The sequence below is a fragment of the Bdellovibrio sp. genome, assembly GCF_036384735.1.
GTDB lineage: Bacteria > Bdellovibrionota > Bdellovibrionia > Bdellovibrionales > Bdellovibrionaceae > Bdellovibrio.
Map to the genome: position 1 here is coordinate 1 of NZ_DASVLT010000055.1, position 13,189 is coordinate 13,189.

13 protein-coding genes and 1 riboswitch are annotated in these 13,189 nt (G+C 44.4%); of the genes, 7 read left to right on the plus strand and 6 right to left on the minus strand.

The annotated features are described in order from the left end of the window. Window positions 1-161 precede the first annotated feature (161 nt). Together VF412_RS16515 and miaB are read right to left on the minus strand one after the other, a co-directional pair. Window positions 162-716: a bifunctional nuclease family protein gene (locus tag VF412_RS16515; RefSeq protein ID WP_331340366.1), complete on the minus strand. Its 555-nt coding sequence runs from the start codon at window positions 714-716 to the stop codon at window positions 162-164. Further along, window positions 716-2,068, minus strand: a complete 1,353-nt coding sequence (gene miaB / locus VF412_RS16520; RefSeq protein ID WP_331340367.1) for a tRNA (N6-isopentenyl adenosine(37)-C2)-methylthiotransferase MiaB — start codon at window positions 2,066-2,068, stop codon at window positions 716-718. Before miaB ends, VF412_RS16515 begins: the two co-directional genes overlap by 1 nt. 81 nt (window positions 2,069-2,149) lie before the next feature. Here miaB and VF412_RS16525 point away from each other — a divergent pair, with 81 nt between their 5' ends. Then, complete coding sequence (locus VF412_RS16525) at window positions 2,150-2,773, plus strand: hypothetical protein (protein ID WP_331340368.1); 624 nt, start codon at window positions 2,150-2,152, stop codon at window positions 2,771-2,773. 170 nt (window positions 2,774-2,943) lie between these two features. Beyond that, a complete protein-coding gene (locus VF412_RS16530) occupies window positions 2,944-3,252 on the plus strand; it encodes a hypothetical protein (RefSeq protein ID WP_331340369.1) in 309 nt (102 codons plus the stop codon). Between the two features lie 186 nt (window positions 3,253-3,438). Here VF412_RS16530 and VF412_RS16535 read toward each other — a convergent pair whose 3' ends face one another. The 3 genes from VF412_RS16535 to VF412_RS16545 all read right to left on the minus strand — a co-directional run bounded on the left by VF412_RS16535 (window position 3,439) and on the right by VF412_RS16545 (window position 6,129). Beyond that, a complete protein-coding gene (locus VF412_RS16535) occupies window positions 3,439-3,915 on the minus strand; it encodes a hypothetical protein (protein WP_331340370.1) in 477 nt (158 codons plus the stop codon). Beyond that, window positions 3,908-4,005: riboswitch (purine riboswitch) on the minus strand. Its footprint overlaps the gene before it by 8 nt. Before the next feature lie 129 nt (window positions 4,006-4,134). Next, the gene (locus VF412_RS16540) at window positions 4,135-5,079 is read right to left on the minus strand and encodes a hypothetical protein (RefSeq protein ID WP_331340371.1); all 945 of its coding nucleotides are present in this window, start codon (window positions 5,077-5,079) and stop codon (window positions 4,135-4,137) included. A 66-nt stretch (window positions 5,080-5,145) separates the two neighbouring features. Beyond that, a complete protein-coding gene (locus VF412_RS16545; protein ID WP_331340372.1) occupies window positions 5,146-6,129 on the minus strand; it encodes a DUF4097 family beta strand repeat-containing protein in 984 nt (327 codons plus the stop codon). A 92-nt stretch (window positions 6,130-6,221) separates the two neighbouring features. On the opposite strand from VF412_RS16545, the gene VF412_RS16550 reads away from it, so the two are divergent. The 5 genes from VF412_RS16550 to VF412_RS16570 all read left to right on the plus strand — a co-directional run bounded on the left by VF412_RS16550 (window position 6,222) and on the right by VF412_RS16570 (window position 11,536). Continuing rightward, the gene (locus VF412_RS16550; RefSeq protein WP_331340373.1) at window positions 6,222-7,397 is read left to right on the plus strand and encodes an acetyl-CoA C-acetyltransferase; all 1,176 of its coding nucleotides are present in this window, start codon (window positions 6,222-6,224) and stop codon (window positions 7,395-7,397) included. Window positions 7,398-7,493: 96 nt separating this feature from the next. Beyond that, complete coding sequence (locus VF412_RS16555; RefSeq protein ID WP_331340374.1) at window positions 7,494-8,192, plus strand: CoA transferase subunit A; 699 nt, start codon at window positions 7,494-7,496, stop codon at window positions 8,190-8,192. A 3-nt stretch (window positions 8,193-8,195) separates the two neighbouring features. After that, window positions 8,196-8,852: a CoA transferase subunit B gene (locus VF412_RS16560; RefSeq protein WP_331340375.1), complete on the plus strand. Its 657-nt coding sequence runs from the start codon at window positions 8,196-8,198 to the stop codon at window positions 8,850-8,852. A 153-nt stretch (window positions 8,853-9,005) separates the two neighbouring features. After that, entirely contained in the window at window positions 9,006-9,989 is a 984-nt protein-coding gene (locus VF412_RS16565; RefSeq protein ID WP_331340376.1) for a cyclic nucleotide-binding domain-containing protein, read from the plus strand. Window positions 9,990-10,291: 302 nt separating this feature from the next. Continuing rightward, entirely contained in the window at window positions 10,292-11,536 is a 1,245-nt protein-coding gene (locus tag VF412_RS16570; RefSeq protein WP_331340377.1) for a right-handed parallel beta-helix repeat-containing protein, read from the plus strand. A gap of 21 nt (window positions 11,537-11,557) precedes the next feature. Here the strand turns inward: VF412_RS16570 and VF412_RS16575 are convergent, their stop codons facing one another. After that, a complete protein-coding gene (locus VF412_RS16575; protein ID WP_331340378.1) occupies window positions 11,558-13,147 on the minus strand; it encodes a response regulator in 1,590 nt (529 codons plus the stop codon). Window positions 13,148-13,189: the final 42 nt, after the last annotated feature.

Consider the following 13,189-nt stretch of genomic DNA (forward strand, 5'->3'; position numbering starts at 1 on the left):
AATGCGCCGACAACAAGAATAAAGCCAAGGTCCGTAATAAGAGTGGGCAAATGAATCATGCTTTGATTGTTTCAACTCAAAGCAGTTTGATCAATTTGCACTACAGCATTCCGCAATAACAATTGTTACAGCGCAGACTCACAGGCAAAAATTGGATATTCTTAATTAAGGTAGCCGCGCTCAGAAATTGTTGCCGTGGGAGACAGTCTTTGACTGTTCGCCTCGACCTCAGCACTCATCACGCGAGAACGGCCGATATAGCTTTTTGTCGCAAAGATCGGCACGTTCAAATAAAGACACAATGACATGGCTTCACCCGCACGAAGCTTCACAGAACTCAATGCCGGATTTCCTGTCAAGTAAAGGCGCATGTATTGATTAGCGCCACGGATTTCAACAAACACCGCCTGTTTGATTTCCATTCCTAAAGAGCGCATCAAGATCTCGCTGAATTTATGCGGAGATGCCGACACCTGGGTTCTATTCGACTGAGCCAAGGCCACACCTGCCTCAATAGGACTTACGGCAACAGGCAAAGTGTATTGATGGCCCTCGTCTTTTAAAAGCAACATCGGACGAGATGCATCTGTGGTTACCGATAATCCATAAGGAAATAGCTGAATAAGATCGTTTTGGTGAAACGTCTCTTCATCTTTGGATTCATTCGCAAAAATGATCTGAGCTTTGAGATTGTCGAAATCTAAAAGGTCTTTCATTATTGTACCAATTCTCCTCTGAACACTGCTGGGAATGCTTTTGTGATCTTCACATCCACAGTTTTACCAATCAAATCTGGCGAGCCCATGAAATGAACAAGTTTATTGCTTGTACTACGACCTTGAACTTTGCCGAACTCACGATCTGTTTTTTCAACCAAGATCTTCATGACTTGACCCTCGTATGCTTTTACAAGCTCAAAGGCCATTTTATCGTGCTCATCAAATAGACGATTCAAACGCTCTGTTTTTACGTCTTCATCTACTTGATCTTCAAACTTCGCAGCCTTCGTGAAAGGACGCGGGGAATATTTAAACGCGAAGATGGTTTCAAAGCGCGCTTCCTTCACAAGGTTCACAGTGTCCATGAAGTCTTCTTCAGTTTCTCCTGGGAAACCCACGATGATGTCTGTCGAAAGAACCAAGTTCGGAATACTACGTTTTAGCATCTCGATTTTTTCCAAGTACTGTTCGCGAGTGTAATTACGATTCATGCGCTCAAGAATGCGCGTGCTTCCGCTTTGGAAAGGCAAATGCACATATTCCATGATCTTATCATTGTGACGGGCCATCGTATCCGCAAGCTTTTGGTTAAAATCTTTTGGATGAGATGTAGTGAAACGAATTCTTTCGATATCCGTTTCCAGAGCCACCTTGGCCATCAAATCAGCAAAGTCTGTTCCGTGTTCGTCATTGTACGAGTTTACGTTTTGACCCAATAAAGTCACTTCCTTCACGCCACGCTTAATCAGATGACGAATATCAGTCAGGATGTGCTGATGAGGACGAGATTTCTCGCGACCGCGAGTATAAGGGACCACACAGAATGTACAGAAATTATCGCAGCCTTTGGCGATATTCACGAATGTTGCCACACCTGGGTTTTTAACCAAAGTTTCAACGTGGTACGGAGCTCTGTGTTCGAACTTGGCGCTCACGATCTTACCTTTTTGCGTGTAAGCCTCTGCCACCAAGTTTGGAAGATTGTCGATTTGATCCGTTCCGAAAACGAAATCAATCATCGGTTGGTTTTTGATCAAGTTGTCTTTTTCTTGCTGACCAACGCAACCACCGACACCGATTTTTAGATCTGGATTTTTCTCTTTTAATTTTCTGAAAGTTCCAACTTCTGAGTAAACCTTATGAACCGCTTTTTCACGGATGCTGCAAGAGTTCACCAAGATCAACGAGGCCTCTTCCGGAGTTTGCACCGGAGTGAAGTTTTGCATCTCAAGAAGTGCATACATGCGATCACTGTCATTCACGTTCATTTGACAGCCGTAAGTAGAAATATAAACGCCGCGTCCCTGCCCAACATCTTGATTTGAGTATGTATATGAATTTTCAGCCACGGTCTTACCTCTTGTGTCTTTTAAGATCGTAGGTTATAGACAACGCCTTTAAAGAAGTCAAAGTTCGAGGGAGGCCTCATTATGGTTCCAAGACTCAAATCCTCCAAAAAATGGACAAATTTCCCGAAGGAATACTCAGATCAAATCCAGGCGGTTTTCAAAGAAAACTTTGCTCAGTATTTGGAAGACGCTGAGCTTATTATTGAAGGTCGTATTTACTCCGAAGAGATTACGCTTCGCGTTGGCTACCACCAGAAAGGTCGCCTTGTTCAAGCGAATTTCGAAACATCCATGAACTACTCTCAGGATGAACAAGATGCGGTTTCACGCATTCATAACTGCGTGGATGCTGCGGCCAGCATGATGATGGAGTACTTCGATCAAGATGGCGAAGTGGATTTCCCATACACTTGGAAAGAGTATCCATTCCAAGGCAAGAAGCTCTACCTTCGTTTCTCCTCCGAAAACTCTGCTTTAGAGGCGGAAGCCGACAGACTTTTAGGCATCGACCGTGAAGCTATGGTGAATGAATCTCAGGAAGACGACGACGCGTTGGCTCGCGCTGAGCAAAGCGAAGAGTTATCTCCCCCTCGCGATGACGACGAGGAGCACGAGCATGACCACGAAGACGACGATCTGGAAGATGACGAAGACAGCGGCCCGCGCATGTTTGGGGGCCGTAAGGTGAAAAAAGGTCTTCACTGATTTATCGGAATTTCAGCCTCAAAAAAGCCTCGAATTGTTCGGGGCTTTTTTTGCGACTTTTTTCGTCATGACACGAAGCATTCTTGTATACTCTCTACATCTTTTTGCGTTACTTGTGTGTCCGCACAGACCCTAGCACGGCTTGGGTTACGCAAAAAGGAGCACCAACTATGAAAAATATCGTTTTTTCTATCGCAGCGATTCTCTTGGCGGCAGTTTCTGCTTCAGCTCAAACAGCAGCACCGACTTCACCACTTAGAACAAATCCAAATGCTGACTACATCAGAAATGAACGTGTTCATTTGGAAAAAGAGACTGAACTTAAAATCCTAGAAAAATTGGAAGAATCTCGCCTAAGAGAAGAGCAAGCTCGCATGCAACGTATTGAAGCCACAAATTTCAGCGTTGTAGGCCAACCAGCTCAACAGCAGCAACCTCAACAAGTTGTTCCTGTTCAAACTCAAACTTCTACTTTCTAATTTTTTAAAATTTAGAATTTCGAAAATAAAAAAGGCGCTCTCGTGTATCGAGGGCGCTTTTTATTTGTGATACTTGCATTGTTTCGGCAACGGTCTTTTCCCTCACGCCAATCGCAGAAAATAAAAAGCCCACGCCAGGTCATGACGTGGGCTTATCCCCCCTCAGAGATATTCTTTATTTTATAATTAAAGTGCGTTTACGCGAGCGATGATCGCAGGCACTTGATCAAGGTTTGCTTTACCTTGTTTAATCAACGCAACAGCATCCGCTTGCTTCAACTTACCTTCAGCCATTTTTTCGCAAAGAGCTGGCTCTAAAGGATCTGTGATTGCGTAGACACTTTTGTGTTGTGGCCACAAGTTGGCTGCATCATTTCCACCACCCATGCATAATGGAATGTAATGATCGATTTTGAAATCGCCACGAGGCATAGACATTGTACGGTAACCGATTTGATCGTAGGCAATAAATCTGCCTTTTTTTGTATCTGTATCAACATTGCGTGAGCAGTATGGAATGTGCTCAGGATAACGGTAAGAATCTGGGCTTGTGCAAAGAGTGCCCGGAGTCAGACTTGCGTCTGGTCCTTTCGGGAAACTGTCCATTGCATGAGACGTTAGAGAAATCAGGGACACGAACGCAAGAGCGATCAATTGCTTCATTATGACTCCAAATAGACCATCATTTACGGCGATGGGTAGAAACGTCGGACCTTATCTCCAACTTATATTTGCGGATGCGGGCATAGAGCTAACAGTCAGCTTTCATAGTTGCAATGAAATAAAAAGAGGGCCTGCTTTTAACGCAGACCCTCCACAAACTCATTTAAATATATTTAAGAGATACTTATCATTTGTAAATTAGCGATTTTACGCCAATTTTTAGTATTCATCCTCTTCAACACTGCCTCCGCTGTCACCCATTCCACGGACTTCTTCGATGAAGGCGCTTGTATCTTCTTCAAATTCATTCTCTGTTGCTGATTCGTCGATCTCTAGCTCTTGGATAGCGGCCAAGAAGTCTTTCTCTGTTCGAAGATCGCGACGGATCATTTCTAGGAACTTATCTGGGTAACGAGACGTCAATTCGTCGATGTAACGCTCAAGTTTACCATCCATCAAAATTTTCTTACGTACTTGGATCTTTTTCCAGAACATCAAGTAGTGGTAACGGCAATACGCATCGACAACAGCGATCTGATCGCAATCACGAGCGCGGCAGTAACGACGGCCTTCAGCGTCTGTCAGAATCACTTCTTCATCAGTTTTTGCTTTTTCCTCAGCAGTCCACTCTTCAGAAAGATCGACCTCTTCCTCAGACTCTTCAACGGCTTTGAGTTCTTCTTCGTACTCACCGATCTCATCGCCCATCATGTCGTCATCGGCGATAAAGTCGTCATCCAAATCAGATTCTTCTTTTTCCTTACCTTTACCAGCTTTGCCTTTTTTCGGAGCTTTCGCATCCTTCTTAGGAGTCGCTACTTTTTCAGCAGCAGGTTGAGGAGCCGAAGCAGCCTTCGCTACCGGAGCTTTTTTGGCAGTTTCTTTCGAAGCTTCTGCTTTTGTTTCCTTTGCAGGTTTCGCAGCCGGCGTCTTCGCTTCAGCTTTTGCAGCTGGAGCTGGTTTGCCTTTTACTTCAACCTTCTTCTTAGCCTCAGGTTTTTTCGCAACAGCTTTCGCCGGTGCTTTTTCAACCTTCTTTTTCACCACAGTTTTAGGTGCGGCCTTTTTTGCTGGAGCTGGCTTCGCAGCCGCTTTCGCAGGAGCTTTTTTTGCAGGTTTTGCTGCGGCTTTCGCCACAGGCTTCTTTTTTACGATTTTTGCCATAAATTCTACCTAACCAGTTGAGAGACTAACTCATTAGCTGTGAGGCATTTAAGAAATTGTGTCAACTCATTTCACGATAATTGAGCCGTCTTGACTGCGCACAAAAATGCTTCCACGTTGACCTTCGCCACGCAAACGGCCGCGAACATTTTTCTCTGAGCTGAGTTTATTCACACGAAGTTCATTCGGCACAAAAATATCGCCTTCCACAGTGAATAGATTGACGCTTGCCCCCGAAGACGCAGGCGCTTGAACTTGCACACGTCCCGATTTGGATTTGATGTCGACTTCAGAGTCCATCGCCATTTGCACAGTCACGTTTCCTTCTTGGTTTTGTCCGTCGACGCGACCTTGAAAACCTTGAACATGCAAACCACCTTTGCCGTTTTCAAATTGCAAAGTTCCCGTTCCCTGAATAATTTTTGCCGGCCCCATTTGGCTCGTGATTGCTGAGAAACCATGCACTTTTTCAACAAGTAATGGACCTGTGAAAAGTGAGGCATCCACGTCTCCCTGAATGTTTTTAAGAGTCATGTTGCCCGCATAGGTATCTGCATTCACGCGGCCTGTGTGATCGCTGACGTTGACGTCGCCTTTTTGTACGTAAATTTGTAGCGATCCACTACCGCCGAGTGAAGAAACTCGTCCATTTGTGAGACTGACTTTTAAGTCTTTACTCCATTTTTGCGCCACCACCGAGCCACCACGCAATTGAATCTCTGTAGGCAATGACAAACCTGAGATTTCTATTTTCTTCATTTGTGACGCCGCTTTCGGCACGATATTCATCCAGGCTTTTTTACCATCGTATTCATTCATGCGCACTTCGATGATATTATCTTTTTTAGAAACGACATATTGGCCTTCACCGCCTGTTTCTTCAGCACCTGTGATCTTCACGGCATTACTTCCTGGAATCGCCACAAGCTGGACCTGCGCTTCAAGTCCTTTAAGGACCAAACGATCGCCGTCTTGAACCGGCACCGCAAATGAGGCCGCAAATAGAGGTGAAAGCATAAGTTTCGCTAGGACGAGGCTGATCGCTGACATGCGTTGTGTCTCCTGAAGTTTGAACCCTGTGTCTTGACTCAGTCTCTATTTAAGTAAATCTTTTTACGATTTTCAACATAAGAGGTGAATAGATGGAAAATGTAGTGATTGTCAGCAGCGTAAGAACGCCTGTTGCGGCTTTTCAAGGTGGTTTCGGATCTGTACCTGCACCAAAGCTCGGTGCGGCAGCTATTAAAGAAGCTTTGAACCGTGCGAATGTTTCTCCAAATGAAATTGATGAAGTGATCATGGGTGAGGTTTTGACTGCGGGTGTTGGACAAGCGCCAGCTCGTCAAGCGGCTCTTTTCGCAGGCCTTAGCAACCACACTCCAGCGATGACTATCAATAAAGTTTGCGGATCTGGCTTGAAGGCCGTGATGCTGGCTGCGGATAACATCCAATTGGGCAACACAAAAATCGCAGTAGCTGGCGGTCAAGAAAACATGACTCTTGCTCCCCACTTGCTAGAAAATTCTCGTTCTGGTTACCGCATGGGTCCAACTCAAATGACGGACTCTATGATCAAAGACGGTCTTTGGGATCCATACAACAACTTCCACATGGGTAATGCGGCAGAAATCTGCGTGAAAGAACACAATTTCACTCGTGAGCAACAAGATGCTTTCGCAGTTGATTCATACAAAAAAGCTCAAAAAGCTTGGGCCGATGGCGCATTCAAAAATGAAATCGTTCCTGTTGTTGTTGAAGGCCGCAAAGGTGCTGTGACAATTGATAAAGACGAAGAGCCCTTCAACACAAACTTCGACAAAATTCCTGGCTTAAAGCCGGCTTTCGATAAAGCAGGTACTATCACTGCTGCGAATGCTTCTAAAATCAATGATGGTGGTGCAGCCCACGTATTGATGTCTGAAAGCGAAGCTAAAAAACGCGGTATCAAACCTTTGGCGAAAATCGTAGCTCACGGCACTTACGCTCACGAGCCAAAATATTTCACAACAGCTCCAGTGGGCGCGATCAAAAAAGCGTTAGCAAAAGCTGGTTTGAATATCGGTGATATCGATCTTTGGGAGATCAACGAAGCGTTCGCAGTTGTCACTCAAGTTGCAATGAAAGAACTAGAAATCCCGGCTGAAAAAGTAAATGTGCACGGTGGTGCGGTTGCTATCGGACATCCAATCGGTGCTTCCGGCGCTCGTATCTTGACAACTTTGGTTCACGCTCTTCACACTCATAACAAACGCTATGGACTAGCGACTTTGTGTATCGGTGGCGGCGAAGCAGTAGCTTTGATTATCGAAGCTGTTTAGTCCTCCGACTTCGTCGGAGTATTTCCTAAAGGAAGGTGCTCATGCGCCTTCCTAGTCTCCGAGCGAATTTTTTTAAAATCATCTTTGGAGCAACTTATGAGTAAAAAAGTCTATAAGGATGCCATGTCCGCCCTTCAAGGCGTGAAAGATGGAATGACACTTGTTGTAGGTGGATTCGGTCTTTGCGGTATTCCTGAAAACTGTATTTCTGCTTTAACTGAAATCGGCGTAAAAAATCTTACCTGCGTTTCCAACAATGCGGGTGTTGATGATTTCGGCTTGGGTCTTCTTTTGCAAAAACGTCAGATCAAAAAAATGATTTCATCTTATGTGGGTGAAAACGCTTTGTTCGAAAAGCTTTATATGAGCGGCGAACTTGAAGTGGAATTCTGCCCTCAAGGAACTTTGGCTGAACGCATTCGTGCCGGTGGAGCAGGGATTCCTGGTTTCTACACTGCAACAGGTGTCGGCACTCAAATCGCTGAAGGTAAAGAGATTAAAAATTTTAATGGCCGTGATTACGTTCTTGAGCGTGGCATCGTGGGCGACTTTGCTCTGGTGAAAGCTTGGAAAGGCGACAAGTTCGGAAATCTAATTTTCAGAAAAACCGCACGCAATTTTAATCCAATGGCTGCAACAGCTGGAAAAATCACTGTTGTAGAAGTTGAAGAATTAGTTGAAGTGGGTGAATTGGATCCAGATCAAATTCACACTCCGGGCGTTTACGTACAACGCATCTTCCAAGGTACAAACTACCAAAAACGCATTGAACAAAGAACTGTGAGCAAGGGGTAATTCATGCCATTAACTAGAGAACAAATTGCTCAACGTATCGCTCAAGAAGTTGAAGACGGATATACTGTGAATCTTGGAATTGGTATTCCAACTTTGGTTGCGAACTACATTCCCAAAAACAAAACCGTTATGTTACAAAGCGAAAACGGTCTTCTTGGAATGGGACCTTTCCCGAAAGATTCTGAAGTCGATGCTGACTTGATTAATGCCGGCAAACAAACTGTAACAGTTGTTCCTGGTGCAAGTTTCTTCTCAAGTGCGGACAGCTTTGCGATGATTCGCGGTGGTCATGTGGACTTGACTGTTCTGGGCGCTATGGAAGTCGACGAACAAGGCTCCATCGCAAACTGGATGGTTCCAGGCAAAATGATCAAAGGCATGGGTGGCGCTATGGATCTAGTAGCTGGCGCTCAGAACGTGATCGTAGCTATGCAACACACAGATAAAGAAGGAAATTCAAAACTTCGCACGAAGTGTACACTTCCACTTACTGGCATCAAATGTATCAAAAAGATCGTCAGTGATTTCGGAGTGATTGAAGTAACTCCTCAAGGATTTGTCTTAAAAGAATACGCTCCGGATTTATCGCCCGAGAAAGTTTTGGCCGCGACAGAAGGCAAAATGACTGTGGCCCCTGATTGTAAGCCTATGAAGTTCTAATCGCTTTTCAGAAGCTATCTATTAAAGTCCCTGTGTGAATACTCACCGGGGACTCTTCCTAAGTCCAGCGTCTCATTTAAGTGGAATTGCGCCTCTGATTTTTTGCAGGGATAATCTAGATTCAGCTTATCGAACTATTCGAGAGGACTTCTAGTGGCAGAGGCAAAAAGAATCGCAAAAGACACGTACCTATTTCGCGAAGGAGATGCTCCGGATGCGATGTACATCGTTAAATCAGGAACCCTAGCTGTCACAAAAACGAAAGGAAACAGCGAAGTCGTACTCGCTGAAGTTCAAGCCGGTTCGATGGTTGGCGAGATGGCTTTGTTCGATAAGAAGCCTCGCAGCGCCAATGTCAAAGCGACAAAAGAAACTGAAGTGATCGCCCTCCCCTATGATTCTTTGAACAAACAAATGGATCAGTTGCCGGTGTGGGTCCGTGCGATCATGAAAAACCTGAACGAAAATCTACGCGAAGCAAATAAGAAAATCAAACTTCTAGAGAACTCAAATCCCGATGAAGAAAGATTTCCACCACACATTGTGAACAAATATCTTTCGATCTTGAATCTTGTCGGAAATAAATACGGAAAAGCCGAAGAAGGCGATGCTCTTAGCATCTCCTCTGTACTTCTTCGTAACTATACGATTCAAATTTTTCAAGAAGCTACAAACAAAATGCAAACCATTGTGAATGTTTTGACAGAGCTCGGCTATCTCGCGCAAGAAGATCGCGGTGATGGTTCGCAAAAGATCACAAATCTGAAGCCGCAAGAACTTTTCTCGTTTGTTGATTGGTATAATGATTGGCTCTTTAAACAAGAGAAAGATCGCTTGCCGCCGATGAGCGAAGCCGAAGTAAAAATCCTGAATGGCATTCTTCACTTCGCTAAAAAAGTGGAACCAGATCGCAAGGGTCTTTACAAAGTGAACTTGAATGACGTGCAAAATGATTCCATGAAAGAGACTGGCAACTTAATCAAAGTGGATGATGTGAATCCGTTGATCGAGAAAAAGTATCTGACTGAAAAGATCATGGATGAATCAGGCGTTTATATTATGGTGGAGCTGCCTTACGTGGAGCCCCTAGCGAAGAACTGGACGCTGGTTAATAATTTAAAGAAGAAATTAAGGTAGAGCTTACAAACCCACCCAACCACTTTAAAGTCTTTATTGCCATGATATTCTCCAATATCATTTCCTATCGGCCGATTTTGCCGCTTGTTAACTATTTTTAGTTTATTCAATTTTTGACTGTTTCATCTTTAGAAACACAATGAGTTTTAAAAAGATCTCATTCTTTTCTTGGTACCAAATTTATTAGCTTTCTGGATTTCGCTAACTGGCCTGATATTGTTAACAAAGAAATGATTGTTTACACTTCCTTCAATCGAGACTTTAAGAGCTCGTAAAACAACTTCAAAAAACAAAGGAATGTTATGGACAGAATTTTGCAATTGATTACAAAAATTTTCCTCATCGGAGGAGCATTGGCTCTTCTGAGTGCCAATGCCCTGGCCTCTGCGTATTACGTCTCCCCAACTGGAAGCGACTCTAATAACGGCACATCTTCGAGCACACCATTTCTCACACTCGAAAAAGCTCAGATGGCGATGCAGTCTTCTTCAATCAAAACCACGTATCTTATGGGTGGAGTTTACTCTCGAAGCGCAACTCTTACTTTAGGAAATGCAGATGCAGGCGAAAGCTGGCTTGCTTATCCTGGACAAACACCAATTCTAGATGGCGGAAACACTCTTTCGACTGGAATTACGGTGGCTGGTACAAGCAATGTTACCATCCGATGGATGACTCTTAGAAACTTTGTTGGCACTGCGATTGGAATTTACAAAGTTACAGGAAGCCTCTTTGATAGCAATACCATTTATAACATCACGGGACCTGCCCTCTCCAACGGTGCTTACACTGCCAAAGGCATAGGTATTGTTATTTATGGCGCCCTTATCTCGAGCACGATCAGTCACAATTTGATTTACAATACGACTAATCATGGCATCCACATGACACCCGATCCAAAAAGTCCGTCCACACCAAATCAGAACGTCACTATCGACAGCAACTACATTCATGATGTCAATAGCTATCCGGGTCTCTATGATACGGGTGGAATTTACTTGAATGACCGCTTGCACGCACAGAGCGGAATCATAATCTCAAACAATGAGGTAGCGAATTACGGAAATACGACAACAGGTATCGGAGCTCGAGCTATTTACCTAGATGACGAGTCTTCTAATGTCGTGATTCACGACAACGTCATTACTGGCAATGGCGCCTGGGGACTTCAGATTCACGGAGGCAATGACGTCAGTGTTTATAATAACGTCTTCGATATCACTTTAGCGACCCAAGGGATTGGCGTTTATCAAGATGATGTCAGTTCTGGATGGCCAAACTATGGAATGCAGAACAATGTCTTTTACAACAACACGATTTATATGGATTGCAACACCGTTCGCTCTCTTGTTCCATGGTATTATGCTGACGCTACCAATGGAGGCATCGCGATGCTCAGTGATTATAGCAACACTTACTACAATCTATCGTCTTCAATCGTGAACTCGGGTCACGTGATCGACAGCTCACCTTCTTATAACAGCGGCTGCGCTTCTCTTCAAACTCTTAAGCCAAGTTTATCGACTGTGGGGCCTACAGCGCACTGATTTATAGAAAAAGGCCCGTTTTTAATGGGCCTTTTTCATTCCTTCAGTCATTCTCTTTAAAAGTTCTAAAAGATCCTGTCTGCGCGCGGGCTTCGTGATAACTTCATTACAGCCGGCATTTAAACATTTCCGAATCTCTTCCTTCATAGCGTGGGCGGTCAGCGCAATGATCGGCCCTGCATAACCGTTCTCGCGAGCGCGAGTTGTCGCTTCATAGCCATCCATTACAGGCATCTGAATATCCATCAGCACCAGATCCGGCTGGGCCTCTTCAATCAAACGCAACGCTTCAGTTCCTGAACTTGCCTCGATGATTGTTGCTCCGGATTTTTTCAAATAGCGGTCGATCAGCATACGATTGTCAGCCACATCATCAACTATTAAAAGTCGCACGCCTTGTAAAAAATTTGGCTCAACCACAGCATCGGTTTTCACTGTCGGCACTGATGCGATTTTATTTGTAGGCACTTCTGCCACAACCAATGAAATCTCAAATACAGAGCCCACGCCCGGAGCTGACTCATTTAAGACCAAATCCCCCGAAAGGCTTCTTGCGAGATGTCGTGCAATCACAAGTCCCAAACCAGTTCCGCCGAAACGCCTTCTTGTTGAAATATCTGCTTGGCTAAACGGTTGGAATAGATTTGCTTGTTCTGTTTCGGAAATACCAATACCCGAATCCTTTACGTGGAAACGCAGCTTGGTTGCATTCTTACTGATAGTCTCTGTAGTCACATCAACTTGAACTTTGCCCTTTGTGGTGAACTTCACAGCATTACCGACGATGTTCAAAAGAATTTGTTTAATACGAATCGGATCTGAATAGTAGCGACTTCCTTGTCGGAAACCGCGGCTGATCTCTAACGAAATTCCTTTCTGTTCACAGCGGTAATCCAAGGTAGAACCAATATCGTTTAAGATCTCATCCAACGAAAATTCAGTTTTCAAGAACTGCAACTGTTGAGCTTCGATCTTTGAAAGATCCAAAATATCGTCAATCAAACGAAGAAGAAGTTCTCCATTGCGCCGAATCGCCGCAAGACAGTCCTCTTTTTCATCATCACTTAAATTCTCCTGCGAAAGAACGTCTGAAAACCCCAGCACTGACGCCAGAGGCGTACGAATCTCATGAGACATGTTCGCCAGGAACTGACTTTTTGCCAAGTTGGCATCTTCTGCACGTTTACGAAGACTCTCGACTTCCTTCATTTGCTCACGAAGAAGACGGGCTTGATGATCCAATTGTACGAAAGCCTGAACTTTGCTGCGCACAATATACGGATCTAACGGCTTAAACATCAGGTCTACCGCGCCCGTTTCATAACCTTCAAAGATAATAGATTGATCGCGCTGCTCGGCTGTCACAAAGATCACCGGCAAATTGCGAGTACGACTCACGCCACGAATAAGACGAGCTAACTCAAAGCCACTCACTCCAGGCATTTGAACATCAAGCAGAGCTAAAGCAAATTCGTGCTCTAGAATATGATTCAACGCCTGCTCCGCGTTTTCTGCCGAGTAGATATCGATATCTTCATCCGCTATCAATTCCGTCATCGCCACAATATTTTCACGATGATCGTCTACAACTAAAATCTTAGTCTTTTCCAAGCCATTCTCCTAAAAGACATCCAGCGAACGTACCGATTTGCA

Bases quoted from the DNA above. Each gene is read 5' to 3' on its own strand.
- VF412_RS16555 (WP_331340374.1), top strand. From the start codon at position 7,494: ATGAGTAAAAAAGTCTATAAGGATGCCATGTCCGCCCTTCAAGGCGTG.
- VF412_RS16515 (WP_331340366.1), bottom strand. From the start codon at position 716: ATGAAAGACCTTTTAGATTTCGACAATCTCAAAGCTCAGATCATTTTT.
- VF412_RS16535 (WP_331340370.1), bottom strand. From the start codon at position 3,915: ATGAAGCAATTGATCGCTCTTGCGTTCGTGTCCCTGATTTCTCTAACG.
- VF412_RS16545 (WP_331340372.1), bottom strand. From the start codon at position 6,129: ATGTCAGCGATCAGCCTCGTCCTAGCGAAACTTATGCTTTCACCTCTA.
- VF412_RS16550 (WP_331340373.1), top strand. From the start codon at position 6,222: ATGGAAAATGTAGTGATTGTCAGCAGCGTAAGAACGCCTGTTGCGGCT.
- VF412_RS16530 (WP_331340369.1), top strand. From the start codon at position 2,944: ATGAAAAATATCGTTTTTTCTATCGCAGCGATTCTCTTGGCGGCAGTT.
- VF412_RS16570 (WP_331340377.1), top strand. From the start codon at position 10,292: ATGGACAGAATTTTGCAATTGATTACAAAAATTTTCCTCATCGGAGGA.
- VF412_RS16560 (WP_331340375.1), top strand. From the start codon at position 8,196: ATGCCATTAACTAGAGAACAAATTGCTCAACGTATCGCTCAAGAAGTT.
- VF412_RS16525 (WP_331340368.1), top strand. From the start codon at position 2,150: ATGGTTCCAAGACTCAAATCCTCCAAAAAATGGACAAATTTCCCGAAG.
- VF412_RS16540 (WP_331340371.1), bottom strand. From the start codon at position 5,079: ATGGCAAAAATCGTAAAAAAGAAGCCTGTGGCGAAAGCCGCAGCAAAA.